This is a genomic window from Actinomadura sp. NTSP31 (assembly GCF_041951385.1).
Classification (GTDB): domain Bacteria; phylum Actinomycetota; class Actinomycetes; order Streptosporangiales; family Streptosporangiaceae; genus Spirillospora; species Spirillospora napierensis.
Genome location: NZ_JBGNUT010000009.1, coordinates 119159 through 143772, shown reverse-complemented (window position 1 = coordinate 143772; position 24614 = coordinate 119159). Strand labels below are relative to the sequence as shown.

At 72.9% G+C, this 24614-nt stretch carries 19 protein-coding genes and 1 riboswitch; of the genes, 15 read left to right on the top strand and 4 right to left on the bottom strand.

The features are described from left to right. Positions 1-84: 84 nt before the first annotated feature. The 11 genes from ACA514_RS17550 (at position 85) to ACA514_RS17500 (ending at position 14791) form a co-directional block, all read left to right on the top strand. Entirely contained in the window at positions 85-2001 is a 1917-nt protein-coding gene (locus tag ACA514_RS17550) for a PP2C family protein-serine/threonine phosphatase (protein WP_375042215.1), read from the top strand. 483 nt (positions 2002-2484) lie between these two features. Further along, positions 2485-2642: riboswitch (cyclic di-AMP (ydaO/yuaA leader) on the top strand. Positions 2643-2652: 10 nt separating this feature from the next. After that, positions 2653-3462, top strand: a complete 810-nt coding sequence (locus ACA514_RS17545; RefSeq protein ID WP_375042214.1) for a CHAP domain-containing protein — start codon at positions 2653-2655, stop codon at positions 3460-3462. A gap of 201 nt (positions 3463-3663) precedes the next feature. Continuing rightward, positions 3664-6552: a CDP-glycerol glycerophosphotransferase family protein gene (locus ACA514_RS17540; RefSeq protein WP_375042213.1), complete on the top strand. Its 2889-nt coding sequence runs from the start codon at positions 3664-3666 to the stop codon at positions 6550-6552. After that, positions 6530-7834 (top strand): glycosyltransferase, encoded by a 1305-nt coding sequence (locus tag ACA514_RS17535; RefSeq protein WP_375042212.1) that lies wholly within the window; start codon positions 6530-6532, stop codon positions 7832-7834. The genes ACA514_RS17540 and ACA514_RS17535 overlap by 23 nt, the downstream gene beginning before the upstream one ends. 23 nt (positions 7835-7857) lie before the next feature. Continuing rightward, the gene (locus ACA514_RS17530) at positions 7858-9039 is read left to right on the top strand and encodes an acyl-CoA dehydrogenase family protein (RefSeq protein WP_375042211.1); all 1182 of its coding nucleotides are present in this window, start codon (positions 7858-7860) and stop codon (positions 9037-9039) included. Then, on the top strand, positions 9036-9815 hold the full coding sequence (locus ACA514_RS17525) for an SDR family oxidoreductase (RefSeq protein ID WP_375042210.1): 780 nt from the start codon (positions 9036-9038) through the stop codon (positions 9813-9815). Before ACA514_RS17530 ends, ACA514_RS17525 begins: the two co-directional genes overlap by 4 nt. Positions 9816-9824: 9 nt before the next feature. Beyond that, the gene (locus tag ACA514_RS17520) at positions 9825-10442 is read left to right on the top strand and encodes a TetR family transcriptional regulator (RefSeq protein WP_375042209.1); all 618 of its coding nucleotides are present in this window, start codon (positions 9825-9827) and stop codon (positions 10440-10442) included. A 20-nt stretch (positions 10443-10462) separates the two neighbouring features. Beyond that, a complete protein-coding gene (locus ACA514_RS17515; RefSeq protein WP_375042208.1) occupies positions 10463-11617 on the top strand; it encodes an acetyl-CoA C-acetyltransferase in 1155 nt (384 codons plus the stop codon). A 64-nt stretch (positions 11618-11681) separates the two neighbouring features. Then, a complete protein-coding gene (locus ACA514_RS17510) occupies positions 11682-12854 on the top strand; it encodes an NADH:flavin oxidoreductase (protein ID WP_375042207.1) in 1173 nt (390 codons plus the stop codon). Between the two features lie 34 nt (positions 12855-12888). Further along, positions 12889-13875, top strand: coding sequence for an SDR family NAD(P)-dependent oxidoreductase (locus ACA514_RS17505; RefSeq protein WP_375042206.1), 987 nt, complete (start codon positions 12889-12891; stop codon positions 13873-13875). A gap of 103 nt (positions 13876-13978) precedes the next feature. Further along, positions 13979-14791 (top strand): MaoC family dehydratase N-terminal domain-containing protein, encoded by an 813-nt coding sequence (locus ACA514_RS17500; protein WP_375042205.1) that lies wholly within the window; start codon positions 13979-13981, stop codon positions 14789-14791. Here ACA514_RS17500 and ACA514_RS17495 read toward each other — a convergent pair. The 3 genes from ACA514_RS17495 to ACA514_RS17485 all read right to left on the bottom strand — a co-directional run bounded on the left by ACA514_RS17495 (position 14788) and on the right by ACA514_RS17485 (position 18989). After that, a complete protein-coding gene (locus ACA514_RS17495) occupies positions 14788-16452 on the bottom strand; it encodes a glycerol-3-phosphate dehydrogenase/oxidase (protein WP_375042204.1) in 1665 nt (554 codons plus the stop codon). The two genes, ACA514_RS17500 and ACA514_RS17495, sit on opposite strands and share 4 nt — an antisense overlap. A 95-nt stretch (positions 16453-16547) precedes the next feature. Beyond that, entirely contained in the window at positions 16548-18065 is a 1518-nt protein-coding gene (gene glpK, locus ACA514_RS17490) for a glycerol kinase GlpK (RefSeq protein WP_375042203.1), read from the bottom strand. A 96-nt stretch (positions 18066-18161) separates the two neighbouring features. After that, the gene (locus ACA514_RS17485; protein ID WP_375042202.1) at positions 18162-18989 is read right to left on the bottom strand and encodes an MIP/aquaporin family protein; all 828 of its coding nucleotides are present in this window, start codon (positions 18987-18989) and stop codon (positions 18162-18164) included. 249 nt (positions 18990-19238) lie between these two features. Here ACA514_RS17485 and ACA514_RS17480 point away from each other — a divergent pair, with 249 nt between their 5' ends. Further along, on the top strand, positions 19239-20006 hold the full coding sequence (locus ACA514_RS17480; protein WP_375042201.1) for an IclR family transcriptional regulator: 768 nt from the start codon (positions 19239-19241) through the stop codon (positions 20004-20006). A gap of 96 nt (positions 20007-20102) precedes the next feature. After that, the gene (gene glpK, locus ACA514_RS17475; RefSeq protein ID WP_375042200.1) at positions 20103-21629 is read left to right on the top strand and encodes a glycerol kinase GlpK; all 1527 of its coding nucleotides are present in this window, start codon (positions 20103-20105) and stop codon (positions 21627-21629) included. A 19-nt stretch (positions 21630-21648) separates the two neighbouring features. Here glpK (ACA514_RS17475) and ACA514_RS17470 read toward each other — a convergent pair whose 3' ends face one another. Next, the gene (locus ACA514_RS17470; RefSeq protein WP_375042199.1) at positions 21649-22800 is read right to left on the bottom strand and encodes an acyl-CoA dehydrogenase family protein; all 1152 of its coding nucleotides are present in this window, start codon (positions 22798-22800) and stop codon (positions 21649-21651) included. Between the two features lie 154 nt (positions 22801-22954). Here ACA514_RS17470 and ACA514_RS17465 point away from each other — a divergent pair, with 154 nt between their 5' ends. Both ACA514_RS17465 and ACA514_RS17460 read left to right on the top strand, forming a co-directional pair. Further along, positions 22955-23650 carry a GntR family transcriptional regulator gene (locus ACA514_RS17465; protein WP_375042198.1) on the top strand — a complete coding sequence of 232 codons (696 nt, stop codon included), beginning with the start codon at positions 22955-22957 and terminating at the stop codon, positions 23648-23650. 128 nt (positions 23651-23778) lie between these two features. Continuing rightward, on the top strand, positions 23779-24567 hold the full coding sequence (locus tag ACA514_RS17460; protein ID WP_375042197.1) for an enoyl-CoA hydratase/isomerase family protein: 789 nt from the start codon (positions 23779-23781) through the stop codon (positions 24565-24567). Positions 24568-24614: the final 47 nt, after the last annotated feature.

Here is a 24614-nt window from a genome sequence, read left to right as displayed (position 1 = left end):
AAAGACGGGTAAAGATCCGGGCTGCTAACGAAGATGGCGGCCAACGGACCTTCGCCGACGTATGTAGCTTTTTTCTCCCAGGGCATGAAACGCCGAATGGGGGACTGGGTGTCGGAAGCGGACGGCACGTGGGGACCGCCCGGAGTGCACGCGGCGGACCTCGAGGGGCTGCGGGGGGCGGCGCACGACCGCGCGGTCATGGCCGAGGCGCGCGTGGTGCTGGCCCGGCGGCTGGGGGTGCCGCCCGGCGAGGCCCTGCAGCACCTCATCTGGCTCGCCCGCGACCTGGAGATGGAGCTGCCGGAGGCGGCGGCCATGGTCGTCCAGGGCGGGGGCGCCGGGACGGAGGGCGCGGTGGTGGCCGGGAGGCGGCCGCCCCGCGCGGAGGGCACCGCCCAGCGGGGCGTGGTGTCCGAGGCTGAGGACCTGCTGCACCGGCTGGCGGCCGAGGACACCGACGGGGACGACGGCCTCATCGCGGGCCTGCCCGCGGACCCGGTGGCGCGGGGGCTGCTGGAAGGGACCCTGGACTCGGCGGCGCACCTGGTGCCGGTGCGGGGCCCGGACGGCGAGGTCCAGGACTTCCTGTACGCCGAGCTCAACGGGGCCGCGCGCGACCTGTTCGGGCGCGGCGCCGAGGAGCTGACCGGGCTGCGGCTGCTGCGGACGGACCCGGGCGCGGCGCTCAGCGGGCTGTTCGAGGAGTACGTCGCGGTGCTGGAGGGCGGGACGACCCTGGACCGCGACTCGATCATGTACTCGACCGTCCAGGGCGGGCTGTCGCGCTCGTCGCGGATGAGCGTGCGGTGCGTCCAGGTGCCGACGGGCGTCTGCGCCACCTGGCGGTACCACTCCGGCGAGGACCGCAGCGCGCGCCGGCTGGAGCGGGTGGAGCGGCTGGCGCTGATCGGGTTCGGCGAGTGGGACCTGGTCACCGGGCAGGCGGACTGGACGCCGCAGATGCTGGCCAACTACGGGCTGGGCCCGGACGAGGTGCCGCCCGCGCCGCACGACCTGCCGAAGGTGGTGGCCGAGGACGACCTGCCGCTGGTGGAGGAGGCCGTCCAGACGATGTTCTCCCGCCGGGAGCCGGTGGAGGCCGAGCACCGGGTGATCGGCAAGGACGGGGCGCCGCGGCATCTGTGGGTGTTCGCCGAGCCGGTGCTGGACGACGCGGGGCTGCCGGTGTCGATCAACATCGTGTCGCAGGACATCACGCGGCGCCGCGGGGTGGAGCGGGCGCTGGCGGAGACGCGCCGGCAGATGCTGAAGCAGCAGGCGCGCACGGCCCAGGAGCGCAAGGTGGCGGTGACGCTGCGCCGGGCGATCCTGCCGGACGAGGAGGAGGTCGGGCAGCTGCCCGGGCTGCGCGTGGCGATCCGCGCGCTGGCGGCCGAGAGCACGGCGCGGATCGGCGGCGACTGGTTCGCCACCCGGGTGATGCCGGACGGCCGGGCGCTGTTCGCGATCGGGGACGCGGCGGGGCACGGCCTGCCGGCCGCGGCCGCCATGGCGCGCAGCCGCAACGGGCTGCTGGGCCTGTCGTGCACGGGCGAGCCGGCGGGGCGGCTGGTGGGCTGGCTGAACGAGCTGGTCGGCAGCATGGACCCGCCGGCGACGGGCACCGCCCTCGTGGGGCATTACCGGCCGGACCGGCACGTCATGGAATGGACGTGCGCCGGGCACCTGCCGCCGATCCTGGTGCGGGACGGCCACGCCGAGCCGCTGGAGGTCCATCGCGACCCGCTGCTCGGCGCCCTGCCGGACTGGGAGTACAAGACGATCTCCACGGAACTGCGGCCGGGGGATCTGATCTTCCTTTACACCGACGGCCTGGTCGAGCGCCGCGACGCCGATCTGGACGAGCGGATAGCGCGGCTCACCGGCATTCTGCGGGATTCCTCGGCGGGGCCGGAGCTGGCGCTGGACGAGGTGCTCGCGCGGATGGAGCACGACCGGGCGGCCGACGACACCACGATGTTCGCCCTGCACGTGGAGTGACCATCCCCCTGGTCGGGGCCGGCCGGCGGCCGGGGGTGATGCACAGCACACCGGCTCGGGAAGGCGGGGCCGGTGTGATCTGCGACGCGCGCCGGTCCGGGTCCGGGCGACCGAGTCCGCCCGGCGCCATTTGATCATTTTACCTTTTCGGGCGCTCGCGGCGGTTATCGGCATCGCCCTTCCCATAAGGGTTTCCGGCGCCCCGGAGAAAGATCGCAGAGACCGCGCGCCCGGGGGTGCTCGATCATCTCGCGGAGGGGTGCTGACCAGGCAAAAGATCCTTTTGCTCCTGGTTTGCTTTTCCGCTGAGCATTGGTACCTTCTTTCCCGAATCACGCAGCGCGTTCCATGCGTTGCACGCCGGCCGCTTCCATGCGCGGCCGAGGGTCGCGGAGCGGGCTCCGCACGCGACGCGCGCCACACGATGCGCGCCCTCCTCGAGATCAGTCGCTGAGATACATCCGAATATCCGGCACCGCGTTCCGCGGTGCGAGGCCGAGTCCGTCCAGGTCCACCCGACCGGACGGAGCCGGGGACCCAAGGTTCCAGGGGTGAATCGGCGCGTCCGTCAGTACGCGCCGTAGGGCTCTTCCATGCCCGAATCCGTCAGCTAACCCGGTAGGCGTCATGGGAGACAAGGAGATTCCCTGCATGACCGGTCGTTTCGATCGTCTTTTCGAGAACATCGCCCCCCGACTGAGCGCGCTGCGCCTGAACGGCGCCGCCCCCCGCGCCGCGCTCGCCCGCATGAGCCCCGAGGACCGGGCCGTGGGCGTCGCCGTGGCGGGTGTGATGGCCGGGGCGGTCGGGCTCGCGATCTTCAACCCCCTGAGCGGGGACACCGCGTCCGCCGAGACCCCCGCGCAGGCCGCCGCCGCGGTCAGCCGCGAGGGGGCGGTCGCCGGCAGGTCCGAGCACGTCAAGTCCGAGCGGTCCGAGTCCGGGCGCTCGGCGCGCAAGGCGGGCACGGTCGCCGCGTCGACCGTGATCAAGCTGGCGAAGTCGCAGGTCGGCGTGGAGGAGGGCCGGAACGGGTCCACCAAGTACGCGGACTGGTACGCCTCCACCCCGCACGCCGCGGTGACCGCCCGGCGCGACGGCGGCAGCGTCGGCGACTACAAGGGCGCCGAGTGGTGCGACATGTTCGTCTCCTGGCTCAGCGCGCAGACCGGCGTGCGGAACATGGGCTGGGACGCCTACACCGTCCAGCACGCCAGTTGGTTCAAGGACGAGGGCAAGTGGGGCACGAAGGCCCGCCCGGGCGCGGTCGTGTTCTTCGACTGGCAGAACGGGTCCCGCGGCGGGATCGACGGCATCGACCACGTCGGCCTCGTCGTCAAGGACAACGGCAACGGGACGATCAGCACGGTCGAGGGCAACACCGGCAATGCCGTCCAGGAGAAGGTCCGCGACAAGTCCGAAGTCGTCGGCTACGGATACCCGGACTACGCCAAGTCCTGATCGTCGCCACCGCGCGGAAAAGATCGTTTCGTGCGGAAAGAAGGCGCCCGGTTCCGGCCGGGCGCCTTTGGCGTTCCCGGGTGATCTGCCGGGTCCTGTCGGGTAATGCTAAGCATTGACAGCTTTTGATCAGAGTTGGCCCTTGACGCCTCCTTGCGGGAAAGGAATCCCTGCACGCCGAGGAGCGGAAGGGGATGGCCCATGCGGGTGCGCCCGGATGTCAGCGTGGTGGTGATCGCCTACAACGACGCCCGGCGGCTGCCGCGGGCGGTCGCCTCGTCGCTGGCGCAGTCGCTGGGCGGCGTCGAGACCGTGGTCGTCGACGACGCGAGCACCGACGCCACCGGGGAGGCCGCCGACCGGCTCGCCGCCGCGCACCCCGGCCGGGTCCGGGCGGTGCACCTGCCGGTCAACTCCGGGGGCTGCGGCCGGCCGCGCAACGTCGGCGTCGAACGCTCGGACGGCCGGTACGTGATGTTCCTCGACAGCGACGACCTGCTCGACCCGCACGCCTGCCTCAACCTGCTCTCGGCCGCGCAGGAGAGCGGCGCGGACCTGGTCTCCGGGCGCTGCGACCGGGTCTTCCTGGACCTGCCCGAGAACGCCAAGGACCGGGTCCGACCCTGGTATCCGTGGCTGTACCAGCGGAGCACGGTGTACGGGTCGCTGGAGGAGAACCCCGACCTGCTCTACGACACGCTGTCGACCAACAAGCTCTACCGGCGGGACTTCCTGGAGGACGGCGCGCTCCGGTTCGTCGAGCGGCTGCACTACGAGGATTTGCTGTTCAGCGCCGAGGCCTACTTGGCGGCGCGACGCACGGCCCTGATCCCGCACCGGGTCTACAACTGGCTGGTCCGAGACCGGACGGTGATGCCGACGATCTCCAACCGGCGGGACGAGCTGCACAACTTCGCCGACCGGCTGGAGATCCACCGGCGCATCGACATGCTGTTCGAGCTGCGCGGCGCGGACGGGCTGAAGCACGCCAAGGACGTCAAGTTCGTCAATCACGACCTGCTGCTCTACCTGCGCGAGCTGCGCGACCGCGACCCGGTCTACCGGGCCCGGTTCCTGGATCTGGCCGCCGGCTACCTGGCCGGGCTGGACCCGGTGGTGTTCGAGGCCGCGAACCCGCTGCCCGCGATCGCCGCCTACCTGATCAAGGAGGGCGACCAGGCCGGAGCGCTCGCCGCGGCCGAGTACCTCCCGGACAGGGGGTGCGAGCTGCACGCGCCGCTGGTGGAGCGGGACGGGCGGATCTTCTGGGGCGCGGGCCCGCCGCGCGGCGACCTCGGCCGCCGCGTCCTGGACGTCACCGACTTCGGCTTCCATCTGTGCCCGCTCAAGGAACTGCGGCCGGCCGCCACCGTGACGCGGCTGGAAATGCGCGGCGGACGCGCGCACATGGCCGGGCACGTGCTGAACCCGCTGGGCCGGATCCCGCCCGGCGCGGAGCTGGCGGCGTCGCTGGAGTTCCGCGACCGGCGCCGCGGCGCCCGCCGGGTCCGGGTGCCCGCCGAGATCGTCCACGAGGGCGACCGGCTGGCGTGGCGTGCCCGGTTCGATCCGAGCGCCCGGATCCGGCCGCTCGGGTTCGCCGACCGGGTGTGGGACGTCCGGCTCCGCGTGACGGCGGACGGCGAGGAGATGATCACCCGGCCGGGGCCGCCCGCCGGGCCCGGCGCGCCGGACCTCGCCGGGGTCGGGCTGCCAGTCCGGCCCCGGCTGACGCGCCTCGCGGGGGACACGCTGTGCTCCTACGTCACCGAGGGCGGGCATCTGGCGTTCACGCTCCGGACCGGCGACCCGAGGAGGCGGCGTGCCGCCGGGGCCGTCGCGCGCGCGGCCGCCAGCCCGCCGGCGCGGCTCGGCCGGCGGCGGGCGCGCCGGCTGGAGAGGTCCGTGCGCCGTACGCTGACCTCGGGCCGGACCAAGGCGGTGGTGTTCAACCGGGTGCTGACCCGGCTGCCCGTCCGCAAGGACCTGGTGGTGTTCGAGAGCCACCTCGGCCGGCAGTTCTCCGACAACCCGAAGTACATCTACCGGGAGCTGCGCCGCTCGGGCCGCCCCGTCGAGGCGGTCTGGTCGTACGCGTCGTCCACGGACGGGTTCCCGTCCGACGCGACGCTGGTGAGACGCGGTTCCTGGCGCTACCACCTGGCCCTGGCGCGGGCGCGGTTCTGGATCGACAACCAGGGCTATCCGGCGGACCTGCGCAAGCGCCCCGAGACGACCTACATCCAGACCTGGCACGGGTCGGCGTACAAGCTGATGGGCCTCGACCAGCCCCGGCTGAAGAGCGGCCCCGCGTCGGAGCGGACCCGGCTCGCGCGGATGGTGGATCGCTTCGACTGCTTCCTCGTCCGCTCCGACCACGACGTGGACACCCTCGCCAGCGGGCTCGGCGTCCGGGCCGAGCTGCTGCCGGCGGGCTACCCGCGCAACGACCCGCTGGTCACCGGGGTCGGCGGGGACGACGAGCTGGCCGCCGAGGTCGACGCGCTGCGCCGCTCCCTCGGCCTGGACGACGGACGCCGCGCCGTGCTGTACGCGCCGACGTTCAGGACCGGGCCGAAGGGCCGGCCCGTCAGGCGGATGGAGCCGCCCGTGGACCCGGCGCGGTTCGCCCGCGAGCTCGGGGACGAGATCGTCCTGCTCGTCCGCCCGCACTACCTGTGCCGGGCGAACCTGCCGCCGTCCGCCGCGCGGGCCATGCGGGACGTCGGGGGAGTGCCGGACGTGACGCTCCTCCTCCTGCTCGCCGACGCCCTGGTCACCGACCATTCATCGATCATGTTCGACTACGCGCTGCTGGACCGGCCGATCGTGCTGCACCTGCCGGAGGACGGCGAGCACGCCGACGGCTACTTCGACCTCGAACTGCACGCGCCCGGTCCGGTCACGCGGACCGAGGACGAGCTCATCGCCGCGCTCGCGGACCTGGACGCCGCCGGGTCCGCGCACGCCGCGCGGCGCCGTGCCTTCGCCGAGCGGTTCGGCGAGCACGACCGCGGAACCGCCGCGCGCGCGGTGGTGGACCGTTACTTCGGAGAAAGGAGCGCCCATGGTTCCCACCGGAACCGCTGACCGCGCGCCGCGCGACGTCTTCATCGTCTGCAACAACGTCGACGAGATGGGGGGCCTGCAGCGCTGGGCGCACCACATGGCGCGGATGCTGGCCGGACGCGGCGACCGCGTCACCCTCGTCGGGATCACGCGAGCGGCGGTGGGGCACCACCACGGCCGCGACGGCTCCTACGCGGTGGAGGTCCTGCACGACACCTTCCGCCCGCCGGTTCTGGAGTGGCGGCCCGGCAGGCTGAGGGACCGGCTGAACATGGCGGCGCGCGGACGCGACGTGTGGCGCGCGGCCGTCCAGCGGCGCGGCGCCGCCCGCCTGACGCGGATGTTCGCCGCGGCCCGTCCGGGCGCCGTCGTGATCGTGCCGCAGGTGTGGGCGATGGAGTGGGTCCGGCGCGCCGACACCTCGGGGATGCGGGTCGTCGGCATGAGCCACGAGTCCTACAAGGCGACGCGCAAGTCCACGCGGTACGAGCGGGTGAAGCGGCATTTCGCGCACGTCGACCGGTTCCTCACGCTGACCCAGGAGGACGCCGACGCGTGGGCCAGGGACGGCATGACCAACGCCGGCCACGTCCCGAACGCGCTGCACGTGACCCCGGCCGTCTATCCGACCCTCAATCTCCCGGCGGTCGCCTGCGTGGGACGCCTCTCCTACGAGAAGGGCGTCGACCTGCTGCTGGAGGCGTGGCAGCGGGTGCACGAGCGCCATCCGGACTGGCGGCTGCACATCTACGGCGACGGCCCGGACGAGGAGGCGCTGCGCGAGCAGGCGGCCGCCGCCGGTCTGTACGGCACGGTCGAGTTCCGGGGCGTGGTCGCCGACGTCGAGGAGGCGCTGGTCGAGGCGTCGGTGTTCGCGCTGCCGTCGCGGGCCGAAGGCGTGCCCATGTCGGTGATGGAGGCGATGGCCTACGGGTTGCCGACGGTGGCGTTCGACTGCGCACCGGGCGTCCGCATGCTGCTCGGCGAGCGGGGCGGGGAGACGGGCGGCCTGCTGGTGGAGCCGGGCGACACGGCCGCGTTCGCGCGGGCCCTGCAACGGCTGATCGAGGACCCGGAGCTGTGCTGCGAGCTCGGCGCCGAGGCGCGCGCGTCGGTGCAGCGCTTCCACCCGGACGCGGTGCTCGCCCGCTGGGACCGGCTGTTCGACCTGCTCCACCGCGACCTCCCGGGGGTGCGGGAGCCCGCCGCCAAGGAGCGGTCCGCCCTGCCCGCGCCCGAGCGCGCGCGGGCGGCCGGGCGGGCGGCTGAAGCGGAACCGGCCCTGGAGGCCGATTCTTTCTAACAACTGTTTGGTAGAGTCGCGGCGTGAAGCAGAACGAGTCCCCGGCGGACCGGGAGTTCCGCGCCGAGGTCCGCGGCTGGCTGGAGGCCAACCTGTCGGGCGGGTTCGCGCACGCGCGCGGGCTCGGCGGGCCCGGCCGCGAGCACGAGGCGTTCGAGGAGCGGCTGGCCTGGGAACGGCACATGGCCGCGGCGGGCTGGACGTGCGTCGGCTGGCCCGAGGAGCACGGCGGCCGCGGCGCCACCGTCCGGCAGCAGGTGATCTTCAACGAGGAGTACGCGCTCGCCGACGCCCCGGCGCGCGTCGGCCACATCGGCGAGAACCTGCTCGGCCCCACGATCATCGCGTTCGGCACCGACGAGCAGCGGGCCCGCTTCCTGCCGCCGATCGTCGCGGTCGAGGAGCTGTGGTGCCAGGGCTACTCCGAGCCCAACGCCGGCTCCGACCTCGCCAACGTGCAGACCCGCGCCGCGCTCGCCGGCGACCACTGGACGATCGACGGGCAGAAGGTCTGGACGTCCAACGCCCTCGAATCGGACTGGTGCTTCGTCGTCTGCCGCACCGAGCCCGGCTCGTCCCGCCACCACGGCCTGTCCTACCTGCTCGTCCCGATGAAGCAGGACGGCGTCGACATCCGGCCGATCGTCCAGCTCACCGGCACCTCGGAGTTCAACGAGGTCTTCTTCGACGGCGCCCGCACCGATGCCGGCAACATCGTCGGCGCGCCCGGCGAGGGCTGGAAGATCGCGATGGCCACGCTCGGCTTCGAGCGCGGCGTCGCCACCCTCGGCCAGCAGGTCGGGTTCCGCCGCGAGTTCGAGGGCGTGCTCGACCTCGCCCGCCGCACCGGCGCCATCGACGACCCGCTGCTGCGCGACCGCCTCACCCGCGCCTACATGGGCCTGGAGGTCATGCGGCTGAACGCGGTGCGCACCATGGCCGGCGTCGCGTCCGGCGCCCCCGGCCCCGAGTCGTCCATCTCCAAGCTCGTCTGGGGCACCTGGCACCGCGAGCTCGGCGAGCTGGCCATGGACGTCCTCGGCGCCGCCGGGATGGTCGCCGACAGCGAACCGTACGACCTCAACGACTGGCAGCGGCTGTTCCTGTTCTCCCGCTCCGACACGATCTACGCCGGGTCGAACGAGATCCAGCGCAACATCATCGCCGAGCGCGTGCTCGGTCTCCCCAGAGAGGCTCGCGGATGACGCCGCCCCCCTACGTCCCCGGGCACGGCCTGCTGAAGGACCGCGCCGTCGTGATCACGGCCGCGGCCGGCGCCGGGATCGGCGGCGCCACCGCGCGCCGCTGCCTGGAGGAGGGCGCCCGCGTCCTGATCTCCGACGCGCACGAGTGGCGGCTCGCCGCGTCCGCGCAGGAACTCGAGAAGGAGTTCGGCGCCGACCGGGTCGCCTCGCTGGCCTGCGACGTCACCGACGAGGAGCAGGTCCGGGCCCTGTACGCGCTCGGCGTGGAGCGGTTCGGCCGGATCGACGTCGCCGTCAACAACGCCGGCCTCGGCGGCACCGCCGACCTCGTCGACATGACCGACGACCAGTGGGGCCGCGTCCTTGACATCACCCTGAACGGGACGATGCGCTGCACCCGCGCCGCGCTGCGGATCATGCGCGACCAGGGCGCCGGCGTCATCGTCAACAACGCCTCGGTGATCGGCTGGCGGGCGCAGAAGGGCCAGTCCCACTACGCCGCCGCCAAGGCCGGCGTGATGGCCCTCACCCGCTGCTCCGCGCTGGAGGCCGCGGAGTTCGGTGTGCGGATCAACGCCGTCTCGCCGTCCCTCGCCATGCACCCCCACCTGGTCAAGGTGACCTCGGAGGAGCTGCTGGACGAGCTGACGCGGCGCGAGGCGTTCGGCCGCTACGCCGAGCCCTGGGAGGTGGCCAACGTTATCGTCTTCCTGGCCAGCGACTACTCCTCGTACATGACCGGGGAGGTCGTCTCCGTGTCTTCCCAGCACGCTTAGGAACCGACCATGAGTCCACGACGGCGCGACGCCGAGGGCACCGCCGCCGCGCGCGCGGAGCGGCGGGCCGAACTGCTCGCCACCGCCGCCGAGGTGTTCGCCTCGCAGGGGTACTCCGCCACCACCATCCGGAAGGTGGCCGACGCCGCCGGGATCCTCGGCGGCAGCCTCTACTACCACTTCGACTCCAAGGAGGCGATGGCCGACGAGATCCTGTCGACCTTCCTGGACGAGATGTGGGCGGCCTACGAGCGCGTCCTCGCCGCCGGCCTCAGCGCCCGCGACACCCTGGAGGGCGTCATCGTCGAGTCGTTCCGCTCGATCGACCGGCACCGGCCCGCCGTCGTCCTCTACCAGAACGAGTCCAAGCACCTCGCCACCAGCGAACGCTTCCACTACCTGCTCGAATCGCAGCGCCGGTTCGAGCAGATGTGGCTCTCCCTGCTGGACGGGGGCGTCGAGGAGGGCGCGTTCCGCGCCGACCTCGACCGGACGCTGATCTACCGCTTCATCCGCGACACCGTCTGGGTCGCGGCCAACTGGTACCAGCACGGCGGGCGGCTGTCCGCCGACGACATCGCCAAGCAGTACCTCGCCATGGTCCTCGAAGGCATCCAGGCGAGCTAGCCCCGAAGGAGACACCCCCCATGGCCGAGGCCTACATCGTCGAAGCGGTCCGCGCGCCGGTCGGCCGCAAGAAGGGCGGGCTCGCCGGCGTCCACCCCGCCGACCTCGGCGCCCACGTGCTGAAGGCGCTGATGGACCGCGCGAAGGTCGACCCCGCCGCCGTCGAGGACGTGGTGTTCGGCAACGTCGACAGCGTCGGCCCGCAGGCCGGCGACATCGCCCGCACCTGCTGGCTCGCCGCCGGGCTGCCCGAGGAGGTCCCCGGCGTCACCGTCGACCGGCAGTGCGGCTCCTCCCAGCAGGCCGTGCACTTCGCCGCGCAGGCCGTCCTGGCCGGGACGTCCGACCTGGTCGTCGCGGGCGGCGTGCAGAACATGTCGCAGATCCCGATCTCGTTCGCGATGACCGCCGCGGAGCCGCTCGGCTTCACGCAGGGCCCGTTCGCCGGCTCCAAGGGCTGGACGGAGCGGTACGGCGACGCCGAAGTGTCGCAGTTCAACGGCGCCGAAATGATCGCGCGCGACTGGGACATCTCCCGCGAGGAGATGGAGGCGTTCGCCTACGAGTCGCACCAGCGGGCCATCCGCGCGATCGACGAGGGCCGGTTCGAGCGGGAGATCGTCCCGCTGGAGGGCGTCACCGCCGACGAGGGCCCGCGCCGCGACACCACCCGGGAGAAGATGGCGGGGCTGAAGACCCTCGTCGAGGGCGGCCGGCTCACCGCCGCGCTCGCCTCGCAGATCTCCGACGGCTCCGCCGCGCTGCTCATCGCGTCCGAGCAGGCCGTCAAGGACCACGGCCTCACCCCGCGCGCCCGCATCCACCACCTCTCCGCGCGCGGCGAGGACCCGATCCGGATGCTGTCCGCGCCGATCCCCGCCACCGCGCACGCGCTGAAGAAGACCGGCATGACGATCGGCGACTTCGACGCCGTCGAGATCAACGAGGCGTTCGCGCCGGTCGTGCTCGCCTGGCTGAAGGAGACCGGCGCCGACCCGGCGAAGGTCAACCCCAACGGCGGCGCCATCGCCCTCGGCCACCCGCTCGGCGCCACCGGTGCCCGCCTGATGACCACCCTGCTGCACGAGCTGGAGCGCACCGGCGGCCGCTACGGCCTGCAGACGATGTGCGAGGGCGGCGGCCAGGCCAACGTCACGATCCTCGAAAGGCTCTGACCGGACCGGGCCCGCGGAAGGCCGCGGGCCCGGCGCCTCCCCTCGCCCCTGATCGGAGTTCGGTGTGGACGTCTTCGAAAGCGCGAAGCTCGGGCCCGTCACGCTGCGGAATCGGGTCATCAAGGCTGCCACGTTCGAGGGCATGACGCCGGACGCCCTCGTCACCGACGACCTGATCGAGTACCACCGGCGGCCCGCCGCCGGGGGAGTGGCGATGACGACCGTCGCCTACTGCGCGGTCGCGCCCGAGGGACGCACGGAGCGGCGGCAGATCTACATGCGGCCGGAGGCCGTTCCCGGTCTGCGGCGCCTCACCGACGCTGTGCACGCCGAGGGCGCCGCCGCGTCCGCGCAGATCGGGCATGCCGGGCCCGTCGCCGACGCGAGCTCCAACAAGATGCGGGGGCTGTCGGCCGGACGGTTCTTCAACCCGCTCGGGATGCGCTTCACCAAGGCGGCGACGGCCGAGGACATCGACCGGGTCACCCGGGCGCACGCCGACGCGGCGCGGCTGGCGATCGAGGCGGGCTTCGACGCCGTCGAGATCCACTTCGGGCACAACTACCTGGCCAGCTCGTTCCTCAGCCCGCGGCTGAACAAGCGCGACGACGCCTACGGCGGGCCGATCGAGAACCGCGCCAAGGTGGCGCTGGGCATCGCCCGCGCGGTGCGCGCGGAGGTCGGCGACCGGATCGCCGTCACCGCGAAGCTCAACATGCGGGACGGCGTGCCGGGCGGGCTCGAGATCGACGACAGCCTGCAGGTCGCCCGGTGGCTGCAGGAGGAGGGCACCGTCGACGCGCTGGAGCTGACGGCGGGCAGCTCCCTCCTGAACCCGATGTACCTGTTCCGCGGTGGCGCGCCGGTCAAGGAGTTCGCCGCCAACTTCAAGCAGCCGCTGCGGACGGGCATCCGGATGTCCGGCACGAAGTTCCTGCGCGCCTACCCGTACCAGGACGCCTACCTCCTCGAACACGCCCGCCGGTTCCGCGCCGAACTGGACCTGCCGCTCATCCTGCTCGGCGGCGTCACCAACCGCGCGACGATGGACACGGCGATGGCGGAGGGCTTCCAGTTCGTCGCGATGGGACGTGCGCTGCTGCGCGAACCCGACCTGGTGAACAGGATCGCGGAGGACCCCGCGACGCGGTCGCTGTGCATCCACTGCAACCGCTGCATGCCGACGATCTACACCGGCACCCACTGCCCCGAGATCCCGGCGCAGCGCCCGGCTTGACTTGGAGTGCGCTCGAACTCGTAGCGTACGGTGCATGATCACTCCGCAACGCAGGATCGATTCGGGCTTCGGTTTCGGCAGCACGGCGCGGGACGTCCTGGACGGCATCGACCTCTCGGGGAAGCTGGCCGTCGTGACCGGGGGCTACTCCGGGCTCGGGCTGGAGACGACCCGCGCCCTGGCCGGGGCCGGCGCGCACGTGGTGGTGCCGGCGCGGCGTCCCGCGGTGGCGAAGGAGGCGCTCGACGGGGTCGGCGGCGTCGAGGTGGACGAGCTGGACCTCGGCGACCTGGAGAGCGTGCGGTCCTTCGCCGACCGGTTCCTGGCGTCCGGCCGCGGCATCGACATGATCATCGGCAACGCGGCGGTCATGGCCTGCCCGGAGACCCGGGTCGGGCCGGGCTGGGAGGCGCAGCTCGCCACCAACCATCTCGGCCATTTCGCGCTGGTGAACCGGCTGAGGCCGGCGGTCGGCCCCGGCGCCCGGGTCGTCGCCGTCTCCTCGCAGGGGCACCACTTCTCCCGCATGCGCTGGGACGACCCGCACTTCACGCGCGGCTACGACCGGTGGGAGGCCTACGGGCAGGCGAAGACCGCCAACGTGCTGTTCGCCGTGCACCTGGACGCGCTGGCGAAGGACGCGGTGCGCGCGTTCTCGCTCCATCCGGGCAGCATCCTCACGCCGCTGCAGCGCCACATCCCGACCGAGGACAAGATCGCGTACGGGTGGATCGACGAGGACGGCAACGAGATCGCCCAGGGCTTCAAGACCCCGGAGCAGGGCGCCGCGACGGCGGTGTGGGCGGCGACGTCGCCGCGGCTGGACGGGATGGGCGGCGTCTACTGCATGGACTGCGACATCGCCGAACCGACGCCGGCCGGCATGCCGGAGGTCCGCGGCCGGCAGGCTGGCGCGCCCGCGCCCGTCGGCGTGCGGCCCTACGCGACCGACCCGGACGAGGCCGCCCGGCTGTGGGCGTACTCCGCCGAGCTGACCGGCGTCGACGCGTTCGCGAAGTAGGGCGTCCCCGGCCCGGGTTCCCCGCCGCGGGACCCGGGCCCGGCGCCGTTCCCGCCGGTCGGCATAATCCCTGGGGAACGACGAACGGCCGGGAGGTGGGGCGATGATCGACGTCGACGGCTGGTCGCCGGAACCGGTGGAGGCGGCCGAGGTGATCGACGCCGCGCCGTCGGCCGCGGTGGCGGGGCTGCTGGACGTCGAGCCGCCGGGGGAGGAGCTGCCGCCGCTGTGGCACTGGCTGCACTTCCTCGAACGTCCCGCGCAGCGCGAGCTCGGCCCCGACGGCCACCCGATGGCCGGGCACTTCCTGCCGCCGATCCCCGACCGGCGGCGCATGTTCGCCGGCGGGCGGTTCCGTGTCCGCGAGCCGCTGCGCGTCGGCGACACCGTGACGCGCCGCGCCGAACTGGCCTCAACGGCGGTCAAGCAGGGACGCAGCGGCGAGATGCTCTTCGTGACCGTCCGCCACACCTTCCTCCGGGACGGCGCCGAGATCGCGGTGGAGGAGCAGGACCTCGTCTACCGCAGCGGCGACACGGCGTCCCGCCCGCCGGAGGTGTCCTTCGAGGCGCCCGACGTGACGGCGCCATGGACGCTGCCGGTGACGGCCGACCCGGTGCTGCTGTTCCGGTTCAGCGCACTCACCTACAACGCCCACCGCATCCACTACGACGAGACCTACGCGACCGAGGTCGAAGGGCACGGCGGGCTCGTCGTGCATGGCCCGCTGCTGGCGATCCTGTGCCTGGAACTACCCCGCAGGGCGGGCCTGAAGGTGACGGAACTGTCGTTCCGCGCCCGCAGGCCCGTCTACGCGCGGCAGCCGTTCGCGGCGGCGGGCTCGCCGGACGGGGAGCTGTCGATCGAAGCGCCCGGCGGCGTCACCGCGATGACCGCGACGTTCACCGCCGGCTAGGCGGCCGTCACGGGCGGCTCCACGACGGCCGGCGCGTCCCGGCGCTCCGCCCTGATCTGCAGGACGTAGCGCTTGACCTCGTCGGCGGCGTCCTCGCGGGACCAGCCGAGCCGGGGCGCGATCAGCCCGGCGACGTGCGCCGCCGCGGCGAGGCCGCCGTCCCACTCCTCGATCGACACGCGCAGCCGCCGGGCCAGGACGTCCTCCAGGTGCAGGGCGCCCTCGTGCGTCACCGCGTAGACGGCCTCGGCGCACAGGTAGTCCTCCGCGCCGGGGATCGGGGCGCCGAGCGCCGGGTCCGCGGCGACCAGGGCGAGCACGTCCTGCGCACACGACCCGTACCGGCGCAGCAGATGCTCGATCCGCGCGACGTGCAGGCCGGAGCGGGCCGCGATCCGGCGCCGGTCGTTCCACAGCACCTCGAAGCCGACCGCGCCCATGATCGGCAGCCGCCCGGTGACCGACGCGGGCACCGACTCGTCCAGGCCCTCGGCGACCACGTCGACCGCGTCCCGCGCCATCACCCGGTAGGTGGTGAACTTGCCGCCGGTGACCACGACCAGGCCGGGCACCGGCTCGGCGACGGCGTGCTCGCGCGAGAGCCGCGCGGTGTCGTCCATCTCGCCGGACAGCAGCGGCCGCAGCCCCGCGTACACGCCCTCGACGTCGTCCGTGGTCAGCGGCGTGCGCAGCACCTCGTTCACCCGATCCAGCAGGTAGCCGATGTCGGTGTGGTCGGCGACCGGCTCGTCGGGGCCGCCGTCGTGCGGGGTGTCGGTCGTCCCGATGAGCCAGTGCCGCCCCCACGGGATGATGAACAGCACGCTGCGCTCGGTCCGGGTGATGAGCCCGGTGCCCATCGGGATGCGGTCGCGCGGCACCACCAGGTGGACGCCCTTGGACGCGCGCACCGCGAACGCCGCGCGGGACCCGGTCATCGCCTGCGCGCCGTCGGTCCACACGCCGGTCGCGCAGACGACCCGGCGCGCGCGGACGGTGATCTCCCGGCCGCCCTCCAGGTCCAGCACGTGCGCGCCGGTGACCCGCTCGCCCTCGCGCAGGAACCCGGTCACCTCGGCGCGCGTGGCGACCCGGGCGCCGTACTCGGCGGCGGTGCGGGCGACCATCATCGTGTAGCGGGCGTCGTCGACCTGCGCGTCGTAGTACTGGATCGCGCCGACGAGCGCGTCCGAGCGCAGGGCCGGCGCCTCCCGCAGCGCCCGGCGGCGCGTCAGCTGCCGGTGCCGGGGCAGCGACCGGGCGCCGCCCATGGTGTCGTACAGGGTGACGCCCGCGCTGACGTACGCCCGCTCCCACACCCGGTTGCGCAGCGGGTACAGGAACTGGACGGGCCGCACCAGGTGCGGCGCGAGCCGGTGCAGCAGCAGACCGCGCTCCCGCAGCGCCTCCCGGACCAGCCCGAAATCGCGCTGCTCCAGGTAGCGCAGCCCGCCGTGGATCAGCTTGCTGGAACGGCTGGAGGTGCCGGCCGCCCAGTCGCGCGCCTCCACCAGGGCTACGGACAGGCCCCGGGAGATCGCGTCGAGCGCGGCGCCCGCGCCGACGATGCCGCCGCCGACGACCAGGACGTCGAACTCGGTCTCGGCCAGGTCGCGCAGGGTGTCCTCGCGGTACCGAGGGCCGAGGGCTACGGATGTCACTGCATGCTCCCGATGAGGGGTGGTCGGTCAGGAAGGTGCGGGCGGGGCCGGCGCCGGTTCCCCGGCCCCGCCGCGCGTCGTGGTCCCGGCCGGGTCTAGTCCACGTCGACCCAGTCGAGGGTCCGGCTGACGGCCTTCTTCCAGCCGGCGTAGCCCTTCTCGCGCTGCTCGTCGCTCCAGGTGGGCTGCCAGCGCTTGTCCTCGTTCCAGTTCTGGCGCAGCTCGTCGGTGTTGTTCCAGAACCCGACGGCGAGGCCGGCGGCGTAGGCGGCGCCGAGTGCGGTGGTCTCGGCGACCACCGGGCGCGACACCGGCACGCCGAGGATGTCGGCCTGCATCTGCATGCACAGCTCGTTGGCGGTGATCCCGCCGTCGACCTTGAGCGTGTCGAGGGCGACGCCGGAGTCCTCGCGCATGGCTTCGACGACGTCCCGGGACTGGTAGCAGATGGATTCGAGGGTGGCGCGGGCCAGGTGGGCGTTGGTGTTGAAGCGCGACAGCCCGACGATGGCGCCGCGGGCGTCCGACCGCCAGTAGGGGGCGAACAGGCCCGAGAACGCGGGGACGAAGTACACGCCGCCGTTGTCCTCGACCTGCCGGGCGAGCGCCTCGCTCTGGGCGGCGCCGGAGATGATGCCGAGCTGGTCGCGCAGCCACTGCACCGCCGACCCGGTGACCGCGATGGAGCCCTCCAGCGCGTACACCGGCTTCTCGGACCCGAACTGGTAGCAGACCGTGGTCAGCAGCCCGCTCTTCGACCGCACCAGCTCGTTGCCGGTGTTGAGCAGCAGGAAGTTGCCGGTGCCGTAGGTGTTCTTGGCCTCGCCGGGCGCGAAGCACACCTGGCCGACGGTGGCGGCCTGCTGGTCGCCGAGCGAGGCCGTCAGCGGGACCTCGCCGCCGAGCGGGCCGTCGGCGCGCGTCACCCCGTAGCCGCCGGGCGCCGAGGACGGCCTGATCTCCGGGAGCATCGAGCGCGGGATGCCGAAGAACGACAGGAGCTCGTCGTCCCAGTCGAGGGTCTCCAGGTCCATCAGCATGGTGCGGCTGGCGTTGGTGACGTCGGTGACGTGCACGCCCCCGTCCGGCCCGCCGGTGAGGTTCCACAGCACCCAGCTGTCGGTCGTCCCGAAGATCGCGTCGCCCTTCTCCGCGGCCTCCCGGACCCCGTCGACGTTCTCCAGGATCCACTGGATCTTGCCGCCGGAGAAGTAGGTGGCGGGCGGCAGCCCGGCCTTGCGCCGGATGACGTCGCCCTTGCCCTCCCGCTCCAGCGCGGAGGCGATGCGGTCGGTGCGGGTGTCCTGCCAGACGATCGCGTTGAAGTAGGGCCGCCCGGTGCGGCGGTTCCACACCAGCGTCGTCTCCCGCTGGTTGGTGATTCCGAACGCGGCCAGATCGGTGTGGCCGAGGTTCGCCTTGTTCAGCGTGCTCTGGATGACCGCGCGGGTGCGTTCCCAGATCTCGGTGGGGTTGTGCTCGACCCAGCCGGCCCGCGGCAGGATCTGCTCGTGCTCGAGCTGGTGGCGGGCGATCTCGTTGCCGCCGTGATCGAAGATCATGAACCGGGTGCTGGTGGTGCCCTGGTCGAGCGCTCCGACGAAGTCAGCCATGTGCGGAACCTCCAGTGGGAAGGGACGGACGGGTCGCTGCGCTCATGCGGGAGGCTTGTGGGGGGACGACCCCCCACACCCCCCGGTTCGCTGCGCTCATGCCGCTTCGTACTCCGGCTCGGGCTTGGCGGCGTCGACCTCGGCGTCGTCGCCGGACGGCAGGAACCAGCCGATCAGCAGCTTGTACAGGCCGGCGCCGAGCACGCCGCCGATCAGCGGGCCGATGATCGGCACCCAGAAGTAGAGATCCCCGTTCTGGTCCTTCCAGGCGCCGCCGTAACCGGTGATGAACGAGGCGAGCCGGGGCCCGAAGTCGCGCGCCGGGTTGATCGCGTAGCCGGCGTCCGACCCGTACGCCATCCCGATCGCCACCACCAGCAGCCCGATCAGGAACGGGCCGAGGTTGGCCAGCGGCGGCGAGTTCCGCACGTCGGTGAGCGCCTTGATCACGAACAGCAGGATGGCGGTGCCGATGACCTGGTCGCGGAACGCGCCCCAGGTGCCGACCGGCAGGCTCCCGTTGCCCGGCAGCGTGGAGAACACGCCCTGGGTCTTGATCGTGTGGCCGGGGTCGACCTTGGCCAGGATCTCGCTGTAGTTCCACCGGACGATCAGCGCCGCGATGAACGCCCCGGCGATCTGCGCGGCCATGTAGGGCGCGACCTTCCGCCAGGAGAACTCCTTGAAGGTGGCCAGCGCGAACGTGACCGCCGGGTTGAGGTGGGCGCCGCTGATCCGCGCGGCGACGTAGACGCCGAGCGTGACGCCGAGCCCCCAGGCCCAGGCGATGCTGTCGTGGTCGCCGATGTTCGCCCCGGCGACCTGCGCGACGACACCGACCCCGAACAGGATCAGGATCATCGTCCCGGCGAACTCGGCGGCGAGCTCACCGGCCAGCGGTGGGAATTTCCGGCGTTCCGCCATGTCTGTGCTCCTCGCTGCGGGGGTGGACGCATAGCCCCATGAGGCTGGCCTGAACGTAGGACGGTAATGACCCGGAAACAACGGAAGGCTGCCGACAATGTCGAACACTTTCCCCGTCGCCCGGCGCCGGTTAGCCTTCTCCCCTGTGCACCAGATCACACAATCCGGGCAGTTCGGGACGGAAACGGCGGTGATGACGACGGCTGCCGACATTGTCGGCACCCTGGCCCGAGAACTAGCATCGGATGCATGCCCGGACCCGTGCAGTCGATCGAGCGGGCCGCCGCGATCCTGCGGCTGCTCGCGGCCAGCTCCGGCCGTCTCGGCGTCGGCGAGATCGCCAGCTCGCTCGGGCTCGCCCGCGGCACCGCGCACGGCATCCTGCGCACCCTGGAGCGGGTCGGCTTCGTCGAGCAGGACGGCGGCACCGGGAAGTACCAGCTCGGCGCCGCCCTGCTGCACCTCGGCACGAGCTACCTGGACGTCAACGAACTGCGCTCCCGCGCGATCAACTGGGCCGACGCGCTCGCCTCGCGCAGCGGCGAGGCCGTCCGGATCGGCACCCTGCTCGACGGGAAGGTGCTGGTCGTCCACCACGTCTTCCGGCCCGACGACACCCTGCAGGCGCTGGACGTCGGGTCGCTGCTGCCGCTGCACGCGACTGCGCTCGGCAAGGCGCTGCTGGCGCACGACGCCAACGCGGCGGCGTCCATCCGCGACACCGAGCTGGAGTCCTACTGCCGCCGGACGATCACCGACCCGCGCCTGCTCGCACGGGCCGCCACCCGGGTCCGGGACAGCGGCTGGGCGGCCGAGGTCGAGGAGCTGTCCATCGGCGAGGCCGGCATCGCCGCCCCGATCCGCGGGTACGGGGGACTCGTCGTCGGGGCCATCGGGATCTCCGGGGCGGTCGAGCGGATCTGCGACGCCGCCCGCGTCCCCGAGCCCCGGCTGGTGGCGTTCGTGCGGGACGCGGCCCGCGCCGTCTCCCGCGACCTCGGCGGCTCGCGCTGGTGACGGCCGGGAACCGCTGGTGAGGGCCCGCGCGGGGGCGGCCGGGCGGCGGCGGAACCGCGGGACGGGAAAGGGGCACGGCGGGGGAGAGGGCGCAACGTGACCGAACGCTACGTGATGTCGATCGACCAGGGCACCACCTCGACCCGGTGCATCCTGTTCGACCACGGCGGGCGGCTGGTGTCGGTGGCGCAGCGCGAGCACCGGCAGCACTTCCCGCGGCCGGGCTGGGTCGAGCACGACCCGATGGAGATCTGGCGCAACCTGGAGCGGATCGCGCCGGAGGCGCTCGCCCAGGCGGGCGTGACCGCGAAGCAGGTCGCGGCCGTCGGCATCGCCAACCAGCGCGAGACCACCGTGCTGTGGGACCGGCTCACCGGCGCGCCCATCGGCCGCGCCATCGTCTGGCAGGACATGCGCACCGGGTCCCTGGTCGACGAGCTGGGCCGCGCGCCCGGCGCCGCGATCGTCACCGAGCGCAGCGGGCTGCCGCTGGCCACCTACTTCTCCGCGCCGCGCGTCCGCTGGCTGCTCGACCACACGCCCGGACTGCGCGAGCGCGCGGAGCGCGGCGAGGTGCTGTTCGGCACGATGGAGAGCTGGCTGATCTGGAACCTCAGCGGCGGCGTCGACGGCGGCGTGCACGTCACCGACGTCACCAACGCCAGCCGCACCCTGCTGATGGACCTGCACACGCTGTCCTGGGACGACGACCTGCTGGCGTTCTTCGGGGTGCCGCGGGCGATGCTGCCCGAGATCCGGTCGTCCACCGAGACCTACGGGACGGCCCGCAAGGTGTTCCCCGGGGTGCGGATCGGCGCCGCGCTCGGCGACCAGCAGGCCGCGCTGTTCGGCCAGACGTGCTTCGCGCCCGGCGAGACCAAGTGCACCTACGGCACCGGCGCGTTCCTGCTGATGAACACCGGGACCAAGCCGGTGCGGTCGGAGAACGGGCTGCTCACCACCGTCGGCTACAAGATCGGCGACGAGCCGGCCGTGTACGCGCTGGAGGGCTCGATCGCGATCACCGGCGCGCTCGTCCAGTGGTTCCGCGACGGCCTCGGCCTGATCGGCACCGCCCCGGAGATCGAGACGCTCGCCCGCACCGTGGGCGACAACGGCGGCTGTTACATCGTGCCCGCGTTCTCCGGCCTGTTCGCCCCGCACTGGCGCAGCGAGGCCCGCGGCATCATCGTCGGCCTGACCTCCTACATCACCAAGGGCCATCTGGCGCGGGCGGTGCTGGAGGCGACCGGCTGGCAGACCCGCGAGGTCGTGGACGCGATGAACCGCGACTCCGGGCTCAGCCTCAGGGAGCTGAAGGCCGACGGCGGCATGACGTCGGACAACCTGCTGATGCAGATGGTCGCCGACATGCTGAACGTGCCGGTGGCGCGGCCGATGGTGGTCGAGACCGTCTCGCTCGGCGCCGCGTACGCCGCCGGGCTCGCCGTCGGCTACTGGGCGGGGCTGGAGGGGCTGCGGCGCAACTGGCACCGCGCGGCCCGCTGGGTGCCCGCGATGGACGCCGGCCGCCGCGACCACGAGTACGACAACTGGAAGCGCGCCGTGGAGCGCACCTTCGACTGGATCCGTGCGGGTGAGGAGCCCGACGAGGGGCCCTGACCCCCCGGCCCGCGCCGGGTCAGATCCGGTTCCGGTCGATCAGCTGCTTGACGATGACGTTCCGCTGGATCTCGTTGGTGCCCTCGCCGACGATCATCAGCGGCGCGTCCCGGAAGTAGCGCTCGACGTCGAACTCGGTGGAGTAGCCCGCCGCGCCGTGGATCCGGACGGCGTTCAGCGCGATCCGCATCGCCGCCTCGGAGGCGTAGAGCTTGGCCATGCCCGCCTCCATGTCGCAGCGCTCGCCCGCGTCCAGGCGTTCGGCCGCGTCCAGGGTGAGCAGCCGCGCCGCGCGCAACTCGGTGGCCATGTCGGCGAGGTAGTTGCCGACGGACTGGTGCTTCCAGATCGCCTTGCCGAACGCCTCGCGCTCCTGGGTGTAGCGGACGGAGTCGTCAAGCGCGGCGCGGGCGACGCCGAGCGCGCGCGCCGCGACCTGGATCCGGCCGACCTCCAGGCCGCGCATCATCTGCGCGAACCCGCGGCCCTCCTCGCCGCCGAGCACGGCGTCGAGCGGCGCCTCGTAGCCGTCGAACGACAGCTCGCAGCTCTCCACGCCCTTGTAGCCGAGCTTCGGCAGGTCGCGCGAGACCGTCAGGCCGGGCCCCTTCTCCACCAGCAGGACGCTGATGCCGCGGTGCCGGGGCTCGGCGTCCGGGTCGGTCTTGCACAGCAGCGCGATCAGGCCGGACGTCCGCGCGTTGGTGATCCACATCTTGGCGCCGTCGATCACGTACCGGTCGCCGTCGCGACGCGCGGTGGTGCTCATCGACTGCAGGTCGGAGCCGCCGGACGGCTCGGTCAGCGCCATCGTGGCGCGCAGCTCGCCGGTCGCCATCCGGGGCAGGTACCGGCGCTTCTGCTCCTCGGTGCCGAAGACCGCGAGCAGGTGCGAGACGACCGTGTGCCCGCCGAACGCGCCCGCGAGCGACATCCAGCCGCGCGCCAGCTCCTCGGTGACCATCGCGTAGCAGGCCTTGGAGACCGACACCTCGCCGTACGGCTCGGGCACCGCGAGCCCGAAGACGCCCAGTTCCTTCATGCGGGCGATGAGGTGCTCGGGATACTCGTTCGCGTGCTCCAGGTCGCGGGCCGCCGGGCGGACCTCCTTGTCGACGAAGTCCGCGACGACCTCGACGACGGCCCGCTCCTCCTCGCTCAGCGTGAACACGGCTGCCGGTCTCCTCCCGCCACTGGCGCTTTCGAGCGCCTTTTCATATATTTGATTTGAAAGGGCCGGTTGTCAATGTGACGGCGGCCGGACGAGGCGGTGGAGGCGGCGGGTCCCTCCGGGCCCGTCCCGGGAGAGCGGCGCGCGGGAGACGATGACAGAGGCACTTTCCGGTGGCCCGGCCCTCGGCAGGCGCCGCCAGCTCAGCGACGAGGTCGCCGCCTACGTCCGCGAGCTCATCATGTCCGGCCAGGTCCGGCACGGGGAGTTCCTGCGGCTGGAGCGGATCGCCGACGATCTCGGGATCAGCGTCACCCCGGTCCGCGAGGCGCTGCTGTCGCTGCGCGGCGAGGGCTTCGTCACGCTGGAGCCGCGCCGCGGGTTCATGCCCGCGCCGCTGTCGCGCCAGGACGTCCAGGACCTGTTCGACGCGCAGGCGTACTTCGCCGGCGAGCTGGCCGCCCGCGCCGCCGGGAAGATCGCGCAGCCGGAGCTGGAGGCCCTCGCCCGGACCCAGGAGCTGCTGGAGCGGGCGTCCAAGGCCGGCGACGCCGACGGGATCGAGCGCGCGAACCACCAGTTCCACCGGGTGGTCAACCTGTGCGCCGGGTCGCCGAAGACGGCCTGGCTGCTGCAGCTCGTGGTGCGGTACGCGCCGCGCCGCTTCTACTCCAGCATCCAGGGCTGGCCCCAGGCGTCGGTGGACGACCACCAGCTGATCCTCACGGCGCTGCGCGCCGGGGACCCCGACGCCGCGCGCAACGCGATGCGCGCCCACATCAGGCATGCCGGAACGCTCCTCGTCATGCATCTGGAGGCCCAGGGGTTCTGGGCGGACCAGACCGGCTGAGCGCGGATCCCCGCCTCGGAGCATGACCGGCAATATCGTATAAAAAATAGCCAGGAGGGATCGATGGGCCAGCAGGTCATCATTGCCGGACGGCCGCGGCGCGCGGCGCGCGCGTCGGGGGTGGACGCGTGACCGGCGTCCGGCCTGACGACGTGGTCGCGGTAGCCGATCACGAGGCCACCCGCGTCCTGACGCTGAACCGTCCCGAGGCGCGCAACGCCATCGACATCCCGATGCGGCTGCGGCTCCTGGAGGAACTGCGGCGCGCGGTCGACGACCCCGGCGTCCGCGCGATCGTGCTGACAGGTGCGGGCGGCACCTTCTCGGCGGGCGGTGACCTGCGGTCCATGGAGGGCGCCGGCCCTGACGGGGTCCGGGAGCGGCTGGCTCCGGTGCACCAGGCCGTCCGGCTCATCGCGACCTGCGGGACGCCCGTGATCGCGGCCGTCGAGGGTGCCGCCGCCGGGCTCGGGGTGTCGCTCGCCGCCGTCTGCGACCACGTCGTCGCCGCCGAGGACGCCCGGTTCGTCGCCGCGTTCGGCAAGGTCGGGCTCGTCGCCGACGGCGGGCTGCTGTGGACGCTCCCGCAGCGCGTCGGGATGGGCCGCGCCAAGGAGATGCTCGTCTTCGGCCGGACCGTGCCCGCGCCCCGCGCCTGCGAGATCGGGCTCGCCGACTCGCTCGCCCCGCCCGGCGGGGCCCTGGACGCGGCGCTGGAACTGGCCGCCGAGGCGGCGTCGCTGGGCCCGTTGTCGGTCGCCGCCGCCAAACGGCTGCTCGCGCGCGCCGACCACAGCCTGAAGCGGCTGCTGGAGGCCGAGCGGGAGGAGCAGGCCGCGCTGTTCGGCACCGCCGACTTCGCCGAGGGCCGCGCCGCGTTCGCCGAGCGCCGCGCCGCCCGTTTCGAGGGCCGCTGAGCCGCCCCCACACGTTCAGCGCAGGTGTCCGACCCGGGAGGAACGGA

Coding starts and splice junctions, on each gene's coding strand:
- ACA514_RS17480 (WP_375042201.1), top strand. CDS start 19,239: ATGCCCGGACCCGTGCAGTCGATCGAGCGGGCCGCCGCGATCCTGCGG.
- ACA514_RS17505 (WP_375042206.1), top strand. CDS start 12,889: ATGATCACTCCGCAACGCAGGATCGATTCGGGCTTCGGTTTCGGCAGC.
- ACA514_RS17545 (WP_375042214.1), top strand. CDS start 2,653: ATGACCGGTCGTTTCGATCGTCTTTTCGAGAACATCGCCCCCCGACTG.
- ACA514_RS17525 (WP_375042210.1), top strand. CDS start 9,036: ATGACGCCGCCCCCCTACGTCCCCGGGCACGGCCTGCTGAAGGACCGC.
- ACA514_RS17515 (WP_375042208.1), top strand. CDS start 10,463: ATGGCCGAGGCCTACATCGTCGAAGCGGTCCGCGCGCCGGTCGGCCGC.
- ACA514_RS17550 (WP_375042215.1), top strand. CDS start 85: ATGAAACGCCGAATGGGGGACTGGGTGTCGGAAGCGGACGGCACGTGG.
- ACA514_RS17540 (WP_375042213.1), top strand. CDS start 3,664: ATGCGGGTGCGCCCGGATGTCAGCGTGGTGGTGATCGCCTACAACGAC.
- ACA514_RS17500 (WP_375042205.1), top strand. CDS start 13,979: ATGATCGACGTCGACGGCTGGTCGCCGGAACCGGTGGAGGCGGCCGAG.
- ACA514_RS17465 (WP_375042198.1), top strand. CDS start 22,955: ATGACAGAGGCACTTTCCGGTGGCCCGGCCCTCGGCAGGCGCCGCCAG.
- ACA514_RS17535 (WP_375042212.1), top strand. CDS start 6,530: ATGGTTCCCACCGGAACCGCTGACCGCGCGCCGCGCGACGTCTTCATC.
- glpK (WP_375042203.1), bottom strand. CDS start 18,065: ATGGCTGACTTCGTCGGAGCGCTCGACCAGGGCACCACCAGCACCCGG.
- ACA514_RS17520 (WP_375042209.1), top strand. CDS start 9,825: ATGAGTCCACGACGGCGCGACGCCGAGGGCACCGCCGCCGCGCGCGCG.
- ACA514_RS17485 (WP_375042202.1), bottom strand. CDS start 18,989: ATGGCGGAACGCCGGAAATTCCCACCGCTGGCCGGTGAGCTCGCCGCC.